A 21,114-nucleotide genomic window follows, 5' to 3' on the forward strand; every position below is an offset into this window, starting at 1 on the left:
CGTCCTGTGCGCTCCGCCTCGCGCGGGCGTCCCCACACAGCCAATCTCCCCCCCCCTGCACAGAAGTGAGGGAGATGCATCTCCCCGTCGAGCGCAAGATGCATCTGGGTGACTCCTGCGCAGGCGACCTGAGGGATGCGCGGGTTTGGGATGCGCGGGGAGGTGGGGGTGGGGTGCGCCGGGAGGTGGGATGCAGGGCGCTACTGGGGGCGCTTCCGGGGGCGCTCAGGGTGCTCAGGGGCGCTCAGGGCATCCGGGGCTGTCCGGGGGTGCTCAGGCGAGCGTCGCCGTGTCGACCTGCGGGCCGCCCTCGTAGGTGACGGTGATGGTGAGCGGGCGACTGCTCGCGCTCTCCGGCAGCTCGAACTCGAACGAGACGGGCGCGAGCATGAGGATGCAGATGGCGTCCGGGTCGACGATCGGGAAGTGGATGCGCACCTCACCGGCCGAGCCGACGAGCAGTTCGGGGTCTCCCGCACCGCACAGGGGCCGGTTGTTGAGCATGTCGAGTCGGAACCTCGAGGCCGCGACCCAGGCGAAGCTCGGTGGCACATCCTCGTTGGTGCCCGCGCCGAGAGGATCGTAGTCCGCGGGCGGCGTGACGCTGACACCGATGATCGGGCTCATGTTCGCCAGACTACGCTTGCAGGCTTCCTGCCTCTGGTGAGCTGCCGGTCTGCTGCCGGTCTCCAGCTGCTGGTCTGCTCCCAGTCTGCCCCTGGTGAGCTGCTCTGCCGCCCGCGAGCCGCTACGCCTCGAGGATCTCGGAGAGCTCGAGCCAGCGTTCCTCGAGCGCGTCGATGTCGGCCGCGAGGGCTTGCCGCTTGGCGGTGATGGTCCCGAGTCCCTCGTAGTCGCCCTGGTCGTGGGCGGCCAGTTCGGCGTCGACCTTCTTCATGGACTGCTCGATCTTCTGGATCTTGCGGGCGATGCCCTGCACTTCCTTCTCGGCGCTGCGGCGGTCAGCGCCGCCTATGGAGAGGCCGGAGGCACTGGAGGCTGAAACCGACGAGGAACCGCCGGCGGTCGCATCCGTCGTGCTGGAGAGCGTCGCGGGGGCTGAGCCCTTCAGGCTGTTGGCGCGCAGCTCGAGGTATTGGTCGACGCCGCCGGGCAGGTGGCGGAAGCCGCCGTCCCACACTGCGTACTGCTGGTCGGTGACGCGTTCGAGCAGGTACCGGTCGTGCGACACGACGAGGAGGGTGCCCGGCCACGTGTCGAGGAGGTCCTCCATCGCGGCGAGCATGTCGGTGTCGAGGTCGTTGGTGGGCTCGTCGAGGATGAGCACGTTCGGCTCGTCGAGGAGGATGAGGAGCAGCTGCAGGCGCCGACGCTGACCACCGGAGAGGTCCTTCACGGGGGTCTGGAGCTGTGTGGTCGTGAAGCCGAGGCGCTCGAGCAGCTGCGACGGCGTCATCTCCTTGCCGCCCGAAACGTAGCTCGACTTCTGGCGCGCGACGACCTCGCGGACGCGGTCGTTCTGGTGCTCGTCGAGTTCGGCGAGGCGCTGCGAGAGCGTCGCGATCTTGACGGTCTTGCCGCGCTTCACCTTGCCGCTCGTCGGCTCGAGGGTGCCCGCGACGAGGTTGAGGAGCGTCGACTTGCCCGCCCCGTTCACGCCGAGGATGCCGGTGCGCTCGCCAGGTGCGATGCGCCACTCGATGTCGCGGAGCACCTCCTTGTCGCCGAAGGTGACGCCGACGTCGAGCAGGTCGACGACGTCCTTGCCGAGGCGCGCCGTCGCGAGCTGCGACAGCTCGACGGGGTTGCGCACGGGAGGTTCGTCCTCGATGAGCTGCGTCGCGGCCTCGATGCGGAACTTCGGCTTCGCCGTGCGCGCCGGGGCGCCGCGGCGCAGCCACGCGAGCTCCTTGCGCATGAGGTTCTGCCGCTTCGATTCGATGGCGGCAGACTGCCGGTCGCGCTCGACGCGCTGCAGGATGTACGCCGCGTAGCCTCCCTCGAACGGGTCGAGAACACGGTCGTGCACCTCCCACGTCGTCTCGCACACCGCATCCAGGAACCACCGGTCGTGCGTCACGACGACGAGCCCGCCCTGGTTCTTCGACCAGCGGCCGTTGAGGTGCTTGGCGAGCCAGGCGATGCCCTCGACGTCGAGGTGGTTGGTGGGCTCGTCGAGCATGATGATGTCGTCGTCGCCGATGAGCAGGGCCGCGAGGGCCACGCGGCGCTGCTGGCCGCCGGAGAGGTCGCCGATCTTGTCGGTCCACTCGAGGTCGCCCGCGAGCCCGTTCACGACGTCGCGGATCTTCGCGTCGGAAGCCCAGTCGTGGTCGTCCATGTCGCCGACGATGGCCTGCTTGACGGTGAGCTCCGGGTCCAGGGTGTCTGCTTGGTCGAGCATCCCCACGCGCACGCCCCGCCGCCGTGTGACCTTGCCGCCATCGGGCTGGATGCGGTCGGCGAGCAGCTTGAGCAGGGTCGACTTGCCGTCGCCGTTGCGTCCGACGATGCCGATGCGGTCGCCCTCTTGGATGCCGACGGAGACGCTGTCGAAGACGACTCGAGTCGGGAACTCGAGGTGGAGCGCTTCCGCGCCGAGAAGATGGGCCATCAGACCAGCTTAAGGCCGGCGAGGCCCGGCGCCCTCCGAGCGACTGGGGTGGGAGCTCAGTGAGCGGGGTCGTCCATTCGGAGCGAGAGGGTGCGCAGGGCCGTCGCGAGGTCGTCCCGCGTCTCGAGGTCGAGCTCGGCGAGCAGCTCGCGCTCGGCGGCGACGAGCCGAGTGAGGGCCTGGTCGACGAGATCGCGCCCGTTGGCGGTCATGGTGACGAGGATGCCGCGACCGTCGTTGGGGTCGACTTCACGGGTCACGAGCCCCCGGCTGACAAGGCGGTCGATGCGGTTCGTCATGGTGCCGCTCGAGACGAGGTTCGACGCGAGCAGGTGCTTCGGGCTGAGGCGGTGCGGGGATCCGGCGCGGCGCAGCGCCGAGAGGACGTCGAACTCCCACAGCTCGAGCCCGGTCTCGGCGAACGCGGCCTTGCGGAGCGCGTCGAGCTGCTTCGCGATGCGCTTCACGCGGGAGAAGATGCGCAGCGGGTCGACGTCCAGGTCGGGCCGTTCCCGCGACCAGTCGCGCACGATCGTGTCGACCGTGTCGGTCGGATGCGCGGCGCGGCCGCCGTGCACGCCCTCGCTGTGCCTGCCCTCGCTGAGCTCGACCGTCGCGCGCGGAACGTCACGCGGGTGAGCTGCACGTCTGGGGGCATCCATACGTCCCATTATGGCGAGTCCCGCGAGAGCACGTCGACGCGCCAGCTGTGGGGCCCCGTTCTGCCGGGGCGGCGCGTCCGCCGACTCGTCGCGGCGCGGTCTCCCTGCCGCGGCGGAACGCTCGGTTCCTAGGAGTTCGGGTGGTGTGCGTCCACCTCGCGCTTCGTGACGACGAGGCCGTCGTCGGCGCCGACGGGGGCTGAGGTGTGCTCGTGCGCGACCACCCATTCGCCCTTGTGCTGCACGATCGCCCAGGTGAGGCGGTTGTCCATCCACTCGAGCTGGCCCTCGGGGTTCTGCCAGGAGTAGCGGACGAAGCTCTCGACAACCACGACGTCGTGGTCTCCGTAGGCCCGCAGATCGGTGAAGGTGGCCGCGTGCGTGCCCGACTCGATGGAGTCGAACCAGGCGTCGAGTGAGGTGCCCCAGGCGTCAGCTCCCTCGTGGGACCAGGTGCTCCAGAGGTCGAAGACGCGCACATCGGGCGCGTAGAGCGACATGATGGCCCCTTTGTCGCGCCCTGCGACGGCGGCCGAGTAGGTGTCGGTGAATCGCCGCGCGATGGACAGAGCTTCGGACATGACGCCTCCTTGTGTCTTCTGCTTCGCAGTCTGGCCCAATCCCCTCCACAGCACCAGCGGCGCTTGCCCGCGGCCTCTCCGGTTCTGGCACAATTGGCGAGTGCGCGCGTGAGCGGGCACGTTCCTCCTTGGTGTAACGGCAGCACGACAGCCTTTGGAGCTGTTAGGTCCAGGTTCGAATCCTGGGGGAGGAGCGGCGCGGGGGTGCTGCATGCCACCGTGGACCGTGATGGCGTTCGAATCACGGCGCCCACAACGAGGAGGATCTGTGACCGATCGAGAACTCGCAATCGTCATCCTGGCGGCTGGCCAGGGCACGCGGATGCGCTCGAGCACCCCGAAGGTGCTGCACCGACTCGGCGGCATCCCGCTCGTGGGGCACGTGCTGCACACGGCCGCAGAGCTCGGCCCGGCGCACACCGTCACTGTGGTCCGCCACGATCGCGACCGCGTCGTCTCGGCGATCCGAGATCTGGCCCCCGACACGCAGTTCGCCGACCAGGACGAGGTCCCCGGCACCGGTCGTGCGCTCGAGGTCGGCCTCGAGTCGCTCCCCGCTGACTTCGACGGCGTCGTCGTCGTGCTCTCCGGCGACGTGCCGCTGCTCGACTCCGGCACGATCGGGCGCATGATCGAGCAGCACCGGCGCGCGCAGAACCAGCTCACGCTGCTGAGCGCGTTTGTGCAGGAGCCCGCGGGCTTCGGGCGCATCGTGCGCTCCTCCGGCGGCGACTTCGACGAGATCGTCGAGCACAAGGACGCGAGCGAGGAGCTGCTGCGCATCTCCGAGATCAACGCCGGGGTGTACGCGTTCGACGCCCGCACGGTGCGTCAGGTGCTCGGCCGAATCGACGACTCGAACTCGCAGCGGGAGAAGTACCTCACCGACGCGGCGAAGCTCATCAAGGCGGATGCGGGGCGCATCGAGGCCATCGCCGTCACCGATCCGGAGATCGTGCAGGGCATCAACGACCGTGTGCAGCTCGCGGAGGCGCAGCGCTACTACAACGCGCGTCAGATCAGGCACTGGCAGCTCGAGGGCGTCACGGTGCACGACCCGGCGACGACCGTCATCGAGGGCAACGTCTCACTCGGCCGAGACGTCGAGCTGCTCCCCGGAACCCAGCTGCGCGGGGCGACGTCCGTCGCCGAGGGGGCCATCATCGGGCCGGACACGACGCTCGTCGACTGCGAGGTCGGCGAGGGCGCCGTCGTGAAGCGCACCGACGCGACCCTCAGCGTCATCGGCGCTGGTGCGACCGTGGGCCCGTGGGCGTACCTGCGGCCGAACACGATCCTCGGGGCCGGAGGCAAGATCGGCACGTTCGTGGAGACGAAGAACGCGCAGATCGGCGACGGCTCGAAGGTCCCGCACCTCTCGTACATCGGGGACACCGAGGTGGGTCAGAACTCGAACGTCGGCGCTGGCACGATCACGGCCAACTACGACGGGGTGAACAAGCACCGCACCACGGTGGGCAGCAACGTCCGCTCCGGCTCGCACAACGTCTTCGTCGCCCCGGTTAGGATTGGCGACGGAGCCTACACAGGGGCCGGGACCGTCGTCCGCAAGGACGTTCCGGCTGGTGCACTCGCCATCAACGTCGCACCTCAGCGCAATGCTGAGGGGTGGGTGCTGAAGAACCGAGCGGGCACCGCCGCGGCAGAGGCCGCCGAGGCGGCCTCTGCGGCAGATTCCACACCGAACGCGTAACAACAGAGCAAGCACAGGAAACGGGCGGTACAGCGTGTCTGGCATCATCACCTCCACGGAAAAGCGACTTGTTCTCGTCTCGGGCAGAGCTCATCCTGAGCTCGCCGAGGCAGTCGCCGCAGAACTGGGCATCGAGCTCGGAGAGACCGAGTCGCGCACCTTCGCGAACGGCGAGATCTACGCTCGCTACGGCGAGAGCATGCGAGGGGCCGACGTGTTCGTGCTCCAGTCGCACTGCCCGCCCATCAACGAGTGGCTGATGGAGCAGCTCATCATGCTGGACGCGCTCAAGCGCGCGTCGGCGAAGCGCATCACGGTCGTCGCACCGTTCTACCCGTACGCGCGTCAGGACAAGAAGGGTCGCGGCCGCGAGCCGATCTCGGCCCGTCTCGTCGCCGACCTCTTCAAGGCGGCCGGCGCCGACCGCATCATGTCGGTCGACCTGCACGCCCCGCAGGTGCAGGGCTTCTTCGACGGGCCCGTCGACCACCTCTTCGCGATGCCGGTGCTGCTGCAGCACTTCCGCGAGAAGCTCGACCCGGCGACCCTCACCGTCGTGTCCCCGGACATGGGGCGCGTGCGCGTCGCCGACGTGTGGAGCGATCAGCTGGATGCCCCGCTGGCGATCATCCACAAGCGCCGCGACCCGAGGGTCGCGAACCAGGTGAGCGTGCACGAGATCGTGGGTGACGTGAAGGGTCGCGTCTGCCTGCTCGTCGACGACCTGATCGACACGGGCGGAACCATCGTGAAGGCCGCCGAGGCGCTCAAGGCCGCCGGTGCCATCGGCGTCGTCGTCGCGGCCACGCACGCCGTGTTCTCGCACCCGGCCGTCGAGCGTTTGAGCTCGGACGCGATCGACGAGGTCGTCGTCACCGACACGCTGCCGTTGCCGCCCGAGAAGCGCTTCGACAAGCTCACGATCCTGCCGATCGCCCCGACGCTCGCTCGCGCGATCACCGAGGTCTTCACCGACGGATCGGTCACCTCGATGTTCGACGGCGCCGCCTAGCCACCACGGGTTGCCGCACGCACGTCACACGCCCCGCCTGAACCACTCGGTTCCGGCGGGGCGTCTGCGTGTGATGCTTCCTCCGCTGATGCGCTGTGACTCCCGCCCGGCGCTGGCATCCGCCCCGTCTCTCTACCCGCCTCTGCTCGGCGCTCTCCGGGTGAGTCGCTGTGCTCTCCGGACGAGTGGCTGCGCTCCGGGTGAGTCGCTGAGCTCTCCAGACGAGTCTCAGTGCCCTCCGGGCGATAGGAGCCCGCTCTCGTAGGCGATGATCACGAGCTGCGCCCGGTCATGGGCGTCGACCTTCGCCATGATGCGGTTCACGTGCGTCTTCGCGGTGTGCGGCGAGATGAAGAGCAGCTCGGCGATCTCGGCGTTGGCGTGTCCGCGAGCGACGAGGAGCAGCACCTCGCGTTCGCGATCCGTCAGCTGCTCGAGCTGCTGCGGCACGATGGAGGGCCCTGTTGGCTGCGAGCGGAGCACGTATCTCGTGATGAGGCTGCGGGTCGCGGCCGGAGAGAGCAGCGCGTCGCCGGCGTGGACCGCGCGGACGGCTCGGACGATGTCGTCGGGTTCGGCACCCTTCCCGATGAATCCGCTCGCCCCGGCGCGAAGGGCGGCCAGCAGGTACTCGTCCTCTTCGAAGGTGGTCAGGATGAGCACGCGCACCTCGGTGTTCCGCGGATCGCCGCAGATAGCGGCGGTCGCCTCGATCCCGTCGAGCTCCGGCATCCGGATGTCCATCAGCACGACGTCGGGTCGCAGCGTGGCGACGAGAGCCACGGCCTCCCTGCCGTTTCGTGCCTCGCCGACGACGTCGATGCCGGGCTCCTGGCCCAGGATGTCGGAGACGGCCTGCCGGATGAGGGCCTGGTCGTCGACGACGAGCATGCGGGTCATCGGGGGTCTCCGTGGGTGGCCGCGCCGAGGTGCGGGCGGTCCTGCCGGGGGAGGGTCACAGCCACACGGTAGCCGCCTGCGGCTGTGCCCGTCGTGACGGTGCCGCGCACCGAGGCGACCCGCTCGCGGAGGCCGAGGAGCCCAAGCCCGCCCGACGGGCGGGCGTCCGACTCGTCCGTGGCAAGGGGCGAGTCCGCCGGCCCGACTGGGCCCGAGACGGGGTTCGTGACGATGACGCGCAGCTCCGTCTCCGTGAGGGCAAGCAGGACGTGCGCGCGGTTCTCGGCGCCGTGCTTGTGTGCGTTCGTCAGCGATTCCTGGATGACGCGGTACGCGACGAGGCTCGTCGCGCCCGTGACCTGCTGCAGCTCGCCCTCAGCTCGCACGTTGACGTGGAGTCCCGCTTCATTGAACGACTCGACGAGGGCGTCGAGCCGTTCGAGTCCAGGCTGCGGGGTGGCGGATGCGTCGCCTGTGTCGTCGGCGCGGAGCACGGTGAGCAGGTCGCCGATCTCGGCGAGCACTGAGCGTGCAGCCCCTCGGATGGTGAGGAGCGCATCCTCGGCTCGCTCGGGGCGGGTCCGGAGGGTGCTCGAGGCGACCCCGGCGTTGAGGCTGATGACGGCGATCTGGTGGGCGACGGCGTCGTGCAGGTCGCGCGCGATGCGGAGCCTCTCCTCGGTGACACGACGGCGTGCCTCCGATTCGCGGGTCTGCTCGGCGCGTTCGGCTCGCTCCGTGATCGCGACGATGTACTCGCGCCGGGAGCGGGTCGCGTCTCCGGCAGCCGCGGCGAAGGCGATGGTGACGGCGAACTGGATCGCTCGCGGATCGAAGACGCTTCCGAGCGCTGCGAACAGACTGAGCAGGGCGACGCCGAGGACGGCGAGGGCCGCGGTGAGGGCTGCCCTGCGGCGGGTCGACTGCGTCGCGACGCTGAACATCGCCATCGCTGCGGCCAGGACGACGCCGGGCGCGAGAGTCCCGGTCAGGGCGGTGGCTCCGTAGATCACGAGCGTCGCGACGAGCACGGCGACCGGGTAGCGGCGGCGGAACGGCAGGAGGGCTGCCGGAGCCAGGACCATCGCGAACGCGAACGGTGTGCTCGGTCGAAACTCATCCCCGCCGAACGGCATGACGGCGACGCCGACGATGAAGAGCGCAGCGAGCACGTCGACGACCCAGGATGGTGCTCGGGGGAGCGTCCTGGCGCGGCCTGCCATCGGCGAGTGCGGCCTGGCCTGGCCGGTCGCGGTGCTGCGGGATTCCTGCATGGACCAAGTGTGCCCGCCGGATCTCGCTCGCGCGTCCCCCGTCGAGAGCACGGCTGTACCGCATCCGCAGTACTCGGTGACCGCGGTCGGGGGACGCGCGGCGCTCGGGGAGCAGCGAGCATCAGAGGGTCGAGACCTCGGCACCAGCTAGGAGGCAGCATGCCAGCACCGATCATCTCTGTCCGCGACGTCCGTCGGTCGTACGGTCGGGGGCAGAACCGCTTCGAAGCCCTGAAGGGCGTGAGCTTCGACATCCGCGAGGGGGAGAGCCTCGCCATCGTCGGCAAGAGCGGTTCAGGGAAGTCGACCCTCATGCACGTGCTCGCGCTCCTGGACGTGCCGACCTCGGGCACCGTGGAGTTGGAGGGCACCGACACTCGAACGCTGCGGGGGAAGAAGCTCAACCGAACCAGGAACAAGACGTTCGGCTTCGTGTTCCAGCAGTTCTTCCTCACCCCGAACGTCTCCGTGCTCGAGAACGTGGTGCTCCCCATGAAGATCGCCGGCGTTCCGCGCGGCGAGCGACGAAATCGCGGGCTGGCGGCGCTCGAGCAGCTCGAGCTCGATGACAAGGCGAGGAGCAAGGCCCTCAACCTGTCTGGCGGCCAGAAGCAGCGGACCGTGATCGCGCGTGCGCTCGTCAACAATCCGAGGATCATCTTCGCGGATGAGCCGACGGGCAATCTCGACACCGGCACCGGCGGAGTCGTCGAGGACATCCTCTTCCGCCTGAACCGAGAGAACGGCATCACCTTGATCGTCGTCACCCACGATGAGGACCTCGCGGCGCGCTGCGATCGCCGCATCCTCATCCGCGATGGCCTGATCGTCGAAGACTCTGCGCAGGTGGCGGCATGAGAACCCTGGACCTCGTCGGCACCGCCGTCTCGAACACGTTCCGCTCGAAGACGCGCCTGCTGCTCACGATCCTGGCGATCTTCGTGGGAGCGTTCACGCTGACGCTCACGAATGGGCTCGGCACGGGCATCAACGCCTACATCGACGACACCGTCAACGGGGTGGGGGCGGCAGACACCTTGACGGTGACGAAGACGAGCGACGCGACGGGCTTCGGCAGCGGCGAGTCCGGCCCGCTCGAGTACAACCCGGACGCTGTGGCGAGCGCCGGCCCTCCAGGGTCGACCGTCACCGCGCTCCTGCCTGCCGACCTGGAGTCGCTCGCGGGCATCGAGGGCGTCGACGACGTGCAGGCCACGAAGACGCTCTCGGTTGACTTCGTGCAGGCCGGTGCCGGCACCAGGTTCGCGGTGGGGGCGGGAAGTCTCGTGGAGGGCCAGACCGTCCAGCTGCAGGCCGGCTCCGATCCCGACGACGCGAGCGGCGAGCTGCAGGTGCTACTGCCGACCTCGTACGTCGAGCCGCTCGGCTTCGCCGACGCGGATGCGGCGCTCGGCCGGACCGTGACCATCGGCAGCACGGATGCGCTCCGCGGCACCCACGAGACCCAGGCGGTTGTCGTCGGCGTCGCCGAGGAGAGCATCGCCTCGCCGACGGGGGCAGCGCTCGTGCCGAACGACGCGCTCACGGACCAGCTCTACGCCACACAGAACATCGGGATCCCTGCGGACCAGGTGGAGCGGTACGCACAGGCCACGGTCTGGTTCAGCCCGGATGCGAGCAGCGACGACATCGATCTCCTCAAGCAGCGGCTCTCGGATGCCGGCTACACCGGGAGCACCGTCGCCGATCAGCTCGGCACGATCAAGACGGTGATCGACGGGATCGTGCTCGTGCTGAACGCCTTCGCGGTGATCGCCCTCCTCGCTGCGAGCTTCGGCATCGTCAACACGCTGCTGATGTCCGTGCAGGAGCGAACTCGCGAGATCGGGTTGATGAAGGCCATGGGGATGGGCAGCGGCCGCGTGTTCACGCTGTTCAGCATCGAGGCGGCGTTCATCGGCTTGCTGGGGAGCGCGATCGGTGCGGTCGTCGCCGTCGTCGCGGGCACGGTCATCAGTGCGTCGCTCGCGACGACGCTGCTGGCGGACCTGCCGGGGCTCACGCTCATCGCGTTCGATCCGGTCTCGATCGGCGTGGTCATCGTCGTCGTCATGGTCATCGCGTTCCTGGCGGGGACGCTGCCCGCGGCTCGAGCCGCACGAGCGGACCCGGTGGAGTCGCTGCGCTACGAGTGACGGTGGCATGGAACCGGAACGGGGCTGGGTCCCGGCGGAGATGCTCGAAACCAGCGGATCTGCTCGACCTGCGGGAGCTCAGCGCCTACCCGAGCTGCTCGAGCGGGTTCGTGTCGAGCTTCTGGAGGAGCCCGCCGTCGACGAGCCTGCGGGCGGAGGTCGTCGGCTTCCGCGCTGCCTGGTCGGTCACGCACGCACCGAACTCGGCGGCGAGCGTGCCTCGCGGATGCGCTGCCAGGACCTCCCGCAGGAATCCCTCCGGCAGCGCATCCGGCCTGCTCCCGGTGATGTCGAGGCCGGTTGCGCGTTCGAGCAGGTACCCCTCGAGGTCCAGTTGTGGGTCGACGCTCGTCCAGTTGTGGCGCACGATGACGTCGAGGACCCGCGCTCGACGCTCCGCGGCCCAGCCCGCACCGGCCGTCAGGGCGACGGCGACGTGCCCACCCGCGTGCTCGTAGGAGACCGTGTGGTTGTCGTACTCCGTCGTCGTCCCGATGTCGTGGAGGAGAGCTGCGACGTAGAGCAGCTCGTGGTCGACACCAGCTCGACCCTCGACCGCGGCGATGCCCTCCGCCCACAGCCACGAGCGGACGGCGTGGGCGGTGAGCGACGCCGTCTGGTACTGGAGGGCCAGCTCGAGCGCGCCTCGGGCGGCGGCGGAATCAGGGACGGGGAAGTCGGCGATGCGCATGGCCAACTGTCCCACGCGGCGTGCGGTTCGCGTTCGCCAACAGCCTCACTCGGCCTGAGGCGTGTGCCGCTGCTCTGTTCCTACCTGGCGCCTTCCTGCCCGGCGCATTCCTGTGCAGTGCGCTCCTGCCCGGCGCACTCCTATGCTCAGTCGTGGCTCACTCCAGCGTTCGGGCGTGGCTCACTCCTGTGTTCGCGCGCGGCCCAGCGGAACGCTGGGGAAGATCTGCTCCGTCACCGTCTGCGTGCCGTCGGCGAGGAAGATCTCGATGACGGTCGCGTCCACCACGATCCTGACGTCGATGGGTGACGCGATGTGCGCGCCGATCGGCACTCGGTTGGGGGCCGCGAACCGGGGATGGAAGTCCACGATGCCGCTGCTCCCGCGCTCGACGGTGAGGCTGGCGGAGTCCGCGTCGCGATCGAAGTGGACCAGCACCTGCTCGTCGGTAGCCCCGTCGCTGTCGAGCACGATCGTGGACCGACTGCCCGGCTCGATGGCGATCCTGTGCTCCGAGATGGTCATGCCCGCGTGGCCTTCCCCGATGACCGGAACCTGGCCCAGCCGGTGGCGGCCGTCGGCGCAGCGGACGAGCCTCATCTCTCGGACGAGCGACATCGCGGAGCGCCACGGCGAGGTCGGCGTCTCGTTGGCGTAGTCCCAGTTGCTCGCCCAGCCGATCATGAGGCGGCGGTTGTCCGGGGCGTTGTCGAAGGAAACGGCCGCGTAGTAGTCCCGCCCGTGGTCGAGCCAGTCGTACTCCTCAAGATCGTCGGAGGCGGTCAGGCGCTCGGCGACGAAGGTGGTGCCGTCGAAGTCGCCGACGAAGTACTGCGTGCCGGACCCGCCGGCCCGCGCTCCGGGGTTCATGCTCACGATCAGCACCCACCGCGTCTCCCCGGTCTCCTCGACGCGGAGCGGGAAGAGGTCGGGGCATTCCCAGACGCCACTCGTCGCGTGCGCGGGCCCGAAGTCCGACGCGAACGTCCAGTCGATGAGGTTCTTCGAGGTGTAGAAGAGCACCTTCCTGGCGATCGCATCCACGACCACCATGACCCAGTTGCCGTCGTCGCCGCCGTGCCAGAAGACCTTCGGGTCTCGGAACTCGGACGAGCCGATGTCGAGGACCGGGTTCCCCGCGTACCGCGTCCAGGTGGCGCCGTCATCGGTGCTGAAGGCGAGCGACTGTGCCTGCAGGCCGGGCTTCTCTCCCACGGGTGGGCGTGCGCTCGTGTAGATGGCGACGAGGGCCGTCTCGCCGTCGCTCGCGAAGCCGGCCGTGTTGCGGGTATCGACGACGGCGCTTCCCGAGAACGCCATCTCCTCGTCGGTTGCGGGGATCGCGACCGGCTGCTCGGTCCAGGACACGAGGTCGGTGGACGTGGCGTGCCCCCAGGAGATGTTGCCCCAGGTGCTGCCGAACGGGTTCGTCTGGAAGAACAGGTGGTAGACGCCCTGGTGGTAGACGAGCCCGTTCGGGTCGTTCAGCCAGGACTTTTGGGACGTGAAGTGAGCGGTTGGTCGCAGCGGCGTCACGGCCGTGGTCGTCGGGGGAGTCATGGTCATGGATGCGTTCCGTTCTTGAAGGTGAGCGCTCACGGGCTATCTCTTGCACGTGCGCTCACGCAGCTGATCTCTGCTGATGGCAGCTCGTGCGGGGCGGTTCTGCTCGTCGGACGGGGTGGGCGCGCGGGCGGCGGGACCGGGAGGGTCCCGCCGCCCTTCGGCTACTCGCCGCCTTGCTGGAACCGGTCGTAGGCCTGCTGGTAGATGTCGGTGACCTCTGCGACGCCGAGGCCCTCGAGCTGAGACGTGTAGCTCTCCCATTCGGCGTCGATGTTCCCGTTCACGACCCAGCTCGCGAACTTCTCCTTCACGAGGCTGTTGATGTCGGTGAGCGCGAAGGCGGTCTGGTCGAGCTCCTCGTTCGACAGCAGCACTGGTGGGTACGCCTCGTTGGCGGCGTACGGCGCGTAGTTCTCGTTCACGAGGTCCTGGCGCAGCTTCGCGCGGGGCTCAGGCGCGACGACCGATTCGAAGTCCTCGGCTGTCGTGATCTTGGGGCCGCCCGGGGCGACCTTCTGGCGTCGTTCGCCTTCGGACTCTCCCTCTGGGGCGGGGATCTGCACGAGGAGGCCAGCTGCGTCCTCTTCCAGCGTCACGCCGATGGGTCCCCAGCTGGTCTGGGCCGACATGACCGGGTCGAAGAGGCGATCAGCCCAGCGGATGGTCGCGGACGGGTACTGGTTGGCGCGCGTGAGCGCCATGGCGCCGCGGTTGATCTCCTGATTGTTGGAGACGCTCGCGAGGCGCTCGCCGTTCGCGCCCTCGAGGACGCCGACCAGCTCGTAGTCTCCACTCTTGTCCTCGCCGACCATCTCTTCGAGCTCCCACCAGAAGAAGGATCCGAGGATCGGCGTCTCTGCCTTGCCCTTGGACAGGTAGGCGACGTCATCTTGCGAGAACGATTCGGGGTCGATGAGTCCGTCTGCATACCACTCGCCAAGCGCTTCGACGCCAGCACGGTACTCGCTGGTGTTGGCGGTGAACTCCACGGTCCCGTCGCGGACGATGCGGTGGTCGTTGTTCTCCGGCTGGCCGCCGAGGGCGGTGATGAGGTCGGAGGGGTTGGCGGCGAAGGAGTCGGTGCGGAACGAGAGTGGGATCTCGTCGGCCTTGCCGTTGCCGTTCGGGTCGCGTGTCTTGAACGCCTCAAGCGCAGCCTGGTATTCGTCGATCGTGGTCGGCATGGGGATGCCCAGGGTGTCGAGCCACTGCTTGTTGATGTAGAGGAAGTTGGGGTACTGGAGGATCCCGAGCTCCTCGACGGAGGGGAGCGTGTAGATGTGCCCGTCGGATGCGGTGAGCGCGGCCCTGATGTCGGGTCGAGCGTCGAGGATGCCGGACAGGGTGGGCGCGTGCGCTGCGATGAGGTCCTCGAGCGGGATGAGGGTGCCGTTCGACCCGTTCTGGACGATCTCGGAGTCGCTCAGGCCCGAGTTGAAGAGCACGTCGGGGAGCTCGTCTCCGGCCAGCATGAGGTTCTTCTTCTCGGCGTAGACCTGCTCGGGCAGGTTGCGCCAGTCGATCGTGATGTTGGTGTCCTCTGCCCACTGCTGGACGAGTTCCATGGAGGCGTAGTCGGGGGCGAGCGCCGACTTGGTGCCGCCGAACGTGAGGCTCAGGGGCTCGGTGACGATGGGCAGCCCTTCGGCGTTGAATCCGTAGTCGGAGGAGAGGTCGGTGAGCTCGCCGCCGCCGCTGCCGCCTGTGCATCCGGTCAGCAGGAGGCCACTTACGGTCACGAGGGCGATCGAGGTCGCGAAACGTCGCTGTTTCATGTTCGTTCTGTCTTTCTAGTCGAGCGATGGTGGGATGAGGAGCTGTTCAGCTCTTGACGGCGCCGAGAAGGGCGCCCTTGGTGAAGTGCTTCTGCATGAAGGGCAGGACGATGAGCAGCGGCAGGCTGGAGATGACGATCATTCCGTACTTCATGAGCTCGCCCAGGCGTTGAGCGGCGGCGTAGGAATCGACTGCGCCCGTGCCTCCTGCGGAGTTGACCTCCGACTGGATGAGCACGTTTCTGAGGACAAGCTGGAGTGGGTACTTGCTCTCGTCGTCGAGGTAGATGAGGGCGTCGAAGAATGCGTTCCAGTTCGCGACCAGGTGGATCATGATCATGAGGAAGATGAGGGGCTTCGAGAGCGGGAGCACGATCTGGAAGAAGAAGCGGAAGTCGTTCGCCCCATCGATCTGAGCGGCTTCCCGGAGCTCGCTCGGGACGTTGTTCTCGAAGAAGGCCCTCGCGATGATGAGGTTCCAGACGCCGACCGCGCCGGGGAGCACGACGGCCCAGATCGTATCCAGCATGCCGAGGTCGCGCACGACGAGGTAGCGGGCGATGAGGCCGCCGTCGATGAACATCGTGAGAATGAAGACGAGCATGAGGACCTTGCGTCCGTACAGGTCCTTCCGCGAGAGCGCGTAGGCCCCGCAGAGGATCGACACGACGCTGATGAGGGTGCCGACGCTCGTGTAGAGCACGGAGTTCCCGAAGCCCTGCCAGATGGCCGCATCCGCGAAGATCCTCGCGTAGCCCTCGAGGGTGAACCCCTGGGGCCACAGCCAGACGTTGCCGTTGAGGATCTCGGCGGGTTCGCTGACGGAGGCGATCACGATGAAGTACAGCGGGTACAGGACGGCGGCGATGGCGAGCAGCAGGGTCCCAACCGCGAAGGTGTTGAAGATCGGGTCTGCCATGCGCTTGCGCCAGGGGTCCCGTCGGCGCGGCACAGGGTGGGGAGCCACCCGGGGTCGCGCGCCGTGGTCGAGCGGCGCGGGTGCATCGGATTGGGGGCGTGAGGCCGTTGAGGTCATGTTCATCACCAGAGAGTCGACTGGCCTGCACGCTTCGCGACCCAGTTGAAGGTCAGGAGCAGCACCATGTTGATGAGGGAGTTGAAGAGGCCGATGGCGGCCGAGTAGCTGAACTGGGCCTGCTTGAGGCCGGCTTGGTACACGTAGGTCTGGATGACCTCGGAGGTCGGCAGGTTGAGGTCGGTCTGCATGAGGAGGACCTTCTCGAAGCCGAGGTTGAAGAGGTTCCCGATCGCGAGGATGAAGAGGATCGTGATGACGGGGAGGATCCCGGGGATGTCGATGTGCCGGATCCGCTGCCACTTGTTGGCCCCGTCGACGCGCGCCGCTTCGTGGAGCGACGGGTCGATGGCGGTCAGGGCGGCGAGGTAGACGATCATCGAGAATCCCGCGTTCTGCCAGATGTCCGAGCCGATGTAGAGGGGCCTGAACCACTCCGCTGAACCCATGAAGAAGATGGGGTCGCCGCCGAACACCGTGATGGCGTTGTTGACGATTCCGGATCTCGGCGAGAAGAGCAGGTAGATCATGCCGACGACGACCACCACCGAGATGAATGACGGCGAGTAGAGGACGGTCTGCGTGAACTTCTTGAAGCGCTCGCTCTGCAGCTGATTGACGATGAGCGCCAGGATGATCGGCACGGGGAACGCGATGAGCAGCCCGAGTGCGTTCAGCGTCAGGGTGTTCGCGATGAGTCGCTCGAACTGGAACGAGGTGACGAAGCGTTCGAAGTGCTCCAGCCCTACCCAGGGGCTCCCGGCGAATCCGTCTGCCGGGTTGTAGTTGCGGAAGGCGATCTGTGCCCCGTACATGGGCCAGTACTTGAAGACCAGGACCGAGGCGAGCGCGGGAAGCAGTAATACGTATAACTGCCAGCTCCGCATGGCGCGGCGGACTTCAGTTCTGAAGTTTCGTCGCGGGCGGCGCGGCTGTCGGGGCTGCTCTGGGTGTCGGAACTGTTCTGACTGTCGGGACCGCCGGGGCTGTCGTGGTTTGCGTTCCGGGAGGGTGATCTTCGTGGTCATGCCTTGGCCTTTGCTACCGACCCGCGAGTCACGACGGTGCACTCGAGTGGGATGTGAAGGGACGGGGAGGGTGTCGGGTCGAGGAGCAGGTCGATGGCGGTCCGCGCCATCTGCTCGTAGGGGAGGGCGACCGTGGTCAGGCCGGGGTCGAGGTGCGGCGCGAGCATCTCGTGGTTGTCGAAGCCGATGATGGAGCAGTCGTCTGGAACGCTGAGGCCGAGGGCCTCGAGTGCCCGGTAGGCGCCCCAGGCGGTTCGGTCGTTGCCACAGAAGATCGCCGTCGGTCGGTCGTCGCCCGCCATGAGCTCCTTCGTGAGTCGCAGGCCATCCTCGACGATTCCGGTGCCGGGGAGGATCCACTCGGGCCTCGGTGAGAGGCCAGCTTCAGTGAGCGCGCGCCGGAACCCGGCGAGGCGTCCGATGCCGGCCGGCAGGTCGCTGATCTGGGGCTGGATGTTGATCATCGCCAGCTTCGTGTGGCCTGCGTCGAGGAGCTGGCGCGTCGCCGCGTAGCCGCCCATTTCCTCGTCGGGGAACACGCTCGGCACGAGGCCGGCGCGGTCCTGTGCGTTGACGACGACGGTGGGTACCCCGCTGAGCGCCTCGGGGACATCGAGGACTCGGTGGTACATCGAGGCGTAGACGACGCCGCGCACTCGGTAGGACTGCATCATCTCGACGGCGGCCTGCTCGAGTCCAGCGTCGTTGTAGGTGTCGACGGTCAGGATCACGTTGCCGTTCTCCCAGGCGAGGCGCTGTGCGCCTTTCAGGAGCCCGCCGGCGAAGGGGGAGCTGGCGACTTCGTCGGAGATGAAGCCGATCATCTCGGACTCGCCGCTCCGCAGGGTCTTCGCGAAGGCGTTCGTCCGGTAGTCGAGCTCGCGGACCGCTTCCAGAACGCGCTCCTTGGTGGCTTCGGCGACGCGGGATCCCGCGACGTTGTTGAGGACCAGCGACACCGTGGCCTGCGATACACCGGCGTGCTCTGCCACCTGTGACATCGTCGTCGTCTTGGGGCGTCTCGCCATTGCCCACCTCCTTGTGGATCAGTTAATCGTATAACGCATGCTAGCACGAGGGCGGAGATCCGCAATGGCGGTGTGGGGCGGCGACCCACGACATCGGTGCCCGGTCGCGCCGCGCACGACGCCACCGTGGATCATCCGGGTGGCGTCGCGCGCGTGCTGCCGTGCTGCCGTGGCGTCGCGCGCGTGCTGGCGTGCTGGCGTGCGCGTGCTGGCGTGCTGCCGTGCTGCCGTACGTGAGCTGGCGTGCGTCGGGCAGAGCGGCGCGGGCCTCGCGAGTCGGCAGGACTGCGCGGTCTGCTGTCTGCTGTCTGCACGATTTAGCTGGGCGGCACGGGCCGCGGTAGTTGGCAGGACAGTGCGGTCTGCGCAGGCTGCGCAGGCTGCGCTGTCCTGTGCCGGGCTGCGCGGTCTGCCCGGTCTACGCGGAGAGTCGCGGGTAGTCGGTGTAGCCGACCGCCCCTTCGCCGTAGAAGGTCGCCGGGTTCGGCTCGTTCTCCGGGTGGTCGCCCTGCCAGCGCTCGACGAGGTCGGGGTTCGCGATCGCGAGGCGGCCGACGGCCACCGCATCCGCGTTGCCCTGGCCGACGAGGTTGAGGGCCTCCTCGCGGGTCGTGACGCTGCTGAAACCGCTGTTTGCGATGAATGCGCCGCCGAAGCGGGCCCGCAGGTCCTGCACCAGCGCGCCTTCCGGGTCGGCGTGCAGCACGCTCAGGTATGCGAGGCCGAGCGGGGCGAGGCCATCCGCCACGGCGTCGTAGGTTGCGCGCACGTCGGCTTCGTCCGTCTCGACGACGTCCTGGATGTTGTGGGCGGGTGACAGGCGCACGCCGACGCGTCCCGCGCCGATCGCCTCCGCGACGGCCGCCGTAACCTCGACGACGAAGCGGGCGCGCGCCGCGGGCGAGCCGCCGTACTCGTCGGTGCGCTGGTTCGATACGGGCGAGAGGAACTCGTGCAGGAGGTAGCCGTTCGCGCCGTGGATCTCGACGCCGTCGAGGCCTGCCTCGATGGCGCGCCTTGCAGCATCCACGAACTCCTCGCGGACCTCGGCGAGCTCAGCCGTCGTGAGTTCGTGCGGAACCGGGTAGGGGAGCTTGCCGTTCGGGGTGCGCACCTCGCCATCGATCGCGATGGCGCTCGGAGCGACGATCCGGTCGGTGCCCGTGATCTCCGTGTGCGAGACGCGTCCGCCGTTCATGAGCTGCATCACGATGCGCCCGCCGCGGGCGTGTACGGCCTCGGCGACGCGACGCCAGCCTTCGACCTGCTCGGGGGTGACGATGCCGGGCTGGCCCGGGTAGGCGCGCGACTCGGCGCTCGGGTAGGTGCCCTCGGTGATGATCAGGCCAAGGCTCGCGCGCTGCGCGTAGTGCTCCGCGACGAGCTCGCCCGGCACGCCTGCTGCATCTGCGCGGGTGCGGGTCAGCGGCGCCATGACGACACGGTTGGCGAGCTCGATGTCGCCGAGAGTCAGGGGGGAGAAGAGGTCCACTTGGACTGCCTTTCGGATCGCGGGACCCGCTCGTGCGCGGCCCCACAGGTCGAACAGCGGCCCGCTCGTTCGCATTCCGTGCGGGCGTGTTGCGCGCTCAGGCTGCACCTGTTCCGGCAGAGATTTCTCAGGCACCCATTGCTCAGGCACCCATTGCTTCGCCGCCCCTTTGCTGCGGCACCACTCGCTTCGGCACCCACTCCGGGTTCGACGAGGGTGGTTCCTGTTCCTGCGTTTGCCAGCGCTCATCCGCGTGCCGGTGGGCGCGGGTGCCCGTGCCCGTGCCCGGGTGCTGGCACTGGCACTGGCACAGTCACGGGTGCGGAGCGCGAGATATCCCTGTTCGGGTGCTTCGTCGTTCGGGGTGTCTCCCTGTTCGGGGTTTCTCTTCGTCCGGGGCCTGTCTTCGTCCGGGGTCCGTCCTCGCTCAGAGGTCCAGGATGCTGGCCCTCAGGGAGCTGAGGGCGTGCTGCACGGCGCCGATCGACACGACGCCGGCGCCGAGCTCTGAGCGCACGAGTTGCGGAACGGGCAGGTGCAGGAGCGCTGGGAGTTCCTCCCTGGCCGCCGCGATGATGCCGTCGGCGCCGGGCGCGACGCCTCCCGCGATGATGACCCGTTCGGGGTCGAAGAGGCTTGCGACGAGGCCGGCGATGCGAGCCAGCACTCCGCCGACTTCCGTGACGACCCGACGAGCGTCAGGGTCGCCGTCCCTGGCCGCTTCGAGCACGAGCTTGCCGTCGATCTGCTCCGGTTCCACCCGCAGGAGTGGGCTTCCGGGCAGCACGTTGCCGTCGGCGACGGCTGCCTTGGCGAGCCGCGCCGCACGCAGCCCGAGGCCGTCGACGCCTTCCGCGCCGGCCACGAGGTCGAGCCCGAGCATCTCGCCGACCCCGCCGTGGGCGCCACGGAGCAGTCGCCCGTCGACGACGATGCCCGCACCGAAGCGCTCGCCACTCAGGAAGGTCACGAAGTCGCTGCTGCCGACACCTCCACCCACGCTGCCCTCCGCGACGGCGGCGAGCAGGGCGTCGTTCTCGACGCGGATGATCGGGATCTGCTCCTCGAAGACCGTCACGAAATCTGGGTTGGTGCGCTGCCAGAATCTGTCGACGTGCGTGGGGGAGGTACCACGCCCGTCCACGGGGGCGGGGACGCCGATGCAGATCGCCGCCACTTCCTCGAAGGCATGCCCGGTCACGCCGAGCTGGTCGGTGACGACCCGGCGCAGGAGGTCTCGCCTCGTCTCGGGGGAATCGGCCTCGGGGTCGACCTCGACCTGGCTGGTGCCGATCGTCGAGCCGCGGAGGTTCGACACGGTCGTCGTCAGATGCTCGCGTCCGGCATCGACGCCGACGACGACCCCCGCGTCTGCCGCGAATTCGAAGCGGCGCGCGGGGCGCCCCTTCTGGTAGCTGCCGTCCTGTCGCGAGTTGGGGAGCTCGGTGACGAGCCCGCACGAGGCGAGCTCGTCGAGGAGGTCGATGATGGTCGACCTCGTGAGGCCGATGCTCATGGCATCCGTCGCAGTGAATGCCTCAGAGCTCCAGGCGTACTCGAGCAGCAGTTGCAGGTTGGCGCGCTTCAGGGGAGGTGGGGTGCTGAGAAGGCTGAACACGGTGTT

Annotated in this window: 19 protein-coding genes and 1 tRNA gene; 6 read left to right on the plus strand and 14 right to left on the minus strand. The window is 68.4% G+C overall.

Annotation, left to right across the window (positions count from 1 at the left end; genetic code table 11):
• Positions 1–273: 273 nt before the first annotated feature.
• From ITJ67_RS14395 to ITJ67_RS14410, 4 genes are all read right to left on the minus strand, one after another.
• Positions 274–627 carry a hypothetical protein gene (locus ITJ67_RS14395; RefSeq protein WP_194678092.1) on the minus strand — a complete coding sequence of 118 codons (354 nt, stop codon included), beginning with the start codon at positions 625–627 and terminating at the stop codon, positions 274–276.
• Positions 628–748: 121 nt separating this feature from the next.
• Positions 749–2,575, minus strand: coding sequence for an ABC-F family ATP-binding cassette domain-containing protein (locus ITJ67_RS14400; RefSeq protein ID WP_160070694.1), 1,827 nt, complete (start codon positions 2,573–2,575; stop codon positions 749–751).
• Positions 2,576–2,631: 56 nt separating this feature from the next.
• The gene (locus tag ITJ67_RS14405) at positions 2,632–3,237 is read right to left on the minus strand and encodes a MarR family winged helix-turn-helix transcriptional regulator (protein WP_160070695.1); all 606 of its coding nucleotides are present in this window, start codon (positions 3,235–3,237) and stop codon (positions 2,632–2,634) included.
• Between the two features lie 128 nt (positions 3,238–3,365).
• Positions 3,366–3,818 carry a YybH family protein gene (locus ITJ67_RS14410; RefSeq protein ID WP_194678093.1) on the minus strand — a complete coding sequence of 151 codons (453 nt, stop codon included), beginning with the start codon at positions 3,816–3,818 and terminating at the stop codon, positions 3,366–3,368.
• A gap of 122 nt (positions 3,819–3,940) precedes the next feature.
• Here ITJ67_RS14410 and ITJ67_RS14415 point away from each other — a divergent pair.
• The 3 genes from ITJ67_RS14415 (at position 3,941) to ITJ67_RS14425 (ending at position 6,544) form a co-directional block, all read left to right on the plus strand.
• A tRNA-Gln gene (locus ITJ67_RS14415) sits at positions 3,941–4,012 on the plus strand.
• Between the two features lie 74 nt (positions 4,013–4,086).
• Positions 4,087–5,532, plus strand: coding sequence for a bifunctional UDP-N-acetylglucosamine diphosphorylase/glucosamine-1-phosphate N-acetyltransferase GlmU (gene glmU, locus ITJ67_RS14420; RefSeq protein ID WP_104341228.1), 1,446 nt, complete (start codon positions 4,087–4,089; stop codon positions 5,530–5,532).
• Between the two features lie 34 nt (positions 5,533–5,566).
• Positions 5,567–6,544: a ribose-phosphate diphosphokinase gene (locus tag ITJ67_RS14425; RefSeq protein WP_104241709.1), complete on the plus strand. Its 978-nt coding sequence runs from the start codon at positions 5,567–5,569 to the stop codon at positions 6,542–6,544.
• Positions 6,545–6,772: 228 nt separating this feature from the next.
• Here the strand turns inward: ITJ67_RS14425 and ITJ67_RS14430 are convergent, their stop codons facing one another.
• Together ITJ67_RS14430 and ITJ67_RS14435 are read right to left on the minus strand one after the other, a co-directional pair.
• The gene (locus tag ITJ67_RS14430; protein ID WP_194678094.1) at positions 6,773–7,444 is read right to left on the minus strand and encodes a response regulator transcription factor; all 672 of its coding nucleotides are present in this window, start codon (positions 7,442–7,444) and stop codon (positions 6,773–6,775) included.
• A complete protein-coding gene (locus tag ITJ67_RS14435) occupies positions 7,441–8,718 on the minus strand; it encodes a sensor histidine kinase (RefSeq protein ID WP_228502945.1) in 1,278 nt (425 codons plus the stop codon). Before ITJ67_RS14435 ends, ITJ67_RS14430 begins: the two co-directional genes overlap by 4 nt.
• Between ITJ67_RS14435 and ITJ67_RS14440 the strand changes: the two genes are divergently transcribed.
• The 3 genes from ITJ67_RS14440 to ITJ67_RS14450 are packed head-to-tail and all read left to right on the plus strand — an operon-like array spanning position 8,717 to position 10,874.
• On the plus strand, positions 8,717–8,869 hold the full coding sequence (locus ITJ67_RS14440) for a hypothetical protein (protein WP_194678095.1): 153 nt from the start codon (positions 8,717–8,719) through the stop codon (positions 8,867–8,869). The two genes, ITJ67_RS14435 and ITJ67_RS14440, sit on opposite strands and share 2 nt — an antisense overlap.
• An 8-nt stretch (positions 8,870–8,877) precedes the next feature.
• A complete protein-coding gene (locus ITJ67_RS14445) occupies positions 8,878–9,576 on the plus strand; it encodes an ABC transporter ATP-binding protein (protein ID WP_160070699.1) in 699 nt (232 codons plus the stop codon).
• Complete coding sequence (locus ITJ67_RS14450) at positions 9,573–10,874, plus strand: ABC transporter permease (RefSeq protein WP_194678096.1); 1,302 nt, start codon at positions 9,573–9,575, stop codon at positions 10,872–10,874. Before ITJ67_RS14445 ends, ITJ67_RS14450 begins: the two co-directional genes overlap by 4 nt.
• Before the next feature lie 85 nt (positions 10,875–10,959).
• Here ITJ67_RS14450 and ITJ67_RS14455 read toward each other — a convergent pair whose 3' ends face one another.
• The 8 genes from ITJ67_RS14455 to ITJ67_RS14490 form a co-directional block, all read right to left on the minus strand.
• Positions 10,960–11,565: an HD domain-containing protein gene (locus ITJ67_RS14455; RefSeq protein ID WP_194678097.1), complete on the minus strand. Its 606-nt coding sequence runs from the start codon at positions 11,563–11,565 to the stop codon at positions 10,960–10,962.
• A 180-nt stretch (positions 11,566–11,745) separates the two neighbouring features.
• Entirely contained in the window at positions 11,746–13,131 is a 1,386-nt protein-coding gene (locus ITJ67_RS14460) for a glycoside hydrolase family 32 protein (protein WP_160070702.1), read from the minus strand.
• A 161-nt stretch (positions 13,132–13,292) separates the two neighbouring features.
• The gene (locus tag ITJ67_RS14465; protein WP_160070703.1) at positions 13,293–14,906 is read right to left on the minus strand and encodes an ABC transporter substrate-binding protein; all 1,614 of its coding nucleotides are present in this window, start codon (positions 14,904–14,906) and stop codon (positions 13,293–13,295) included.
• A 46-nt stretch (positions 14,907–14,952) separates the two neighbouring features.
• Positions 14,953–15,825 carry a carbohydrate ABC transporter permease gene (locus ITJ67_RS14470; RefSeq protein ID WP_228502947.1) on the minus strand — a complete coding sequence of 291 codons (873 nt, stop codon included), beginning with the start codon at positions 15,823–15,825 and terminating at the stop codon, positions 14,953–14,955.
• A 122-nt stretch (positions 15,826–15,947) separates the two neighbouring features.
• Positions 15,948–16,829, minus strand: coding sequence for an ABC transporter permease (locus ITJ67_RS14475; RefSeq protein ID WP_160070704.1), 882 nt, complete (start codon positions 16,827–16,829; stop codon positions 15,948–15,950).
• 137 nt (positions 16,830–16,966) lie between these two features.
• Complete coding sequence (locus tag ITJ67_RS14480; protein WP_160070705.1) at positions 16,967–17,998, minus strand: LacI family DNA-binding transcriptional regulator; 1,032 nt, start codon at positions 17,996–17,998, stop codon at positions 16,967–16,969.
• Positions 17,999–18,416: 418 nt separating this feature from the next.
• A complete protein-coding gene (locus ITJ67_RS14485; RefSeq protein WP_160070706.1) occupies positions 18,417–19,490 on the minus strand; it encodes an alkene reductase in 1,074 nt (357 codons plus the stop codon).
• Between the two features lie 427 nt (positions 19,491–19,917).
• Positions 19,918–21,108, minus strand: coding sequence for an ROK family protein (locus ITJ67_RS14490; protein WP_323741472.1), 1,191 nt, complete (start codon positions 21,106–21,108; stop codon positions 19,918–19,920).
• Positions 21,109–21,114 lie beyond the last annotated feature (6 nt).

It is taken from the genome of Pseudoclavibacter sp. VKM Ac-2867, assembly GCF_015351275.1.
Classification (GTDB): Bacteria; Actinomycetota; Actinomycetes; order Actinomycetales; family Microbacteriaceae; genus Pseudoclavibacter.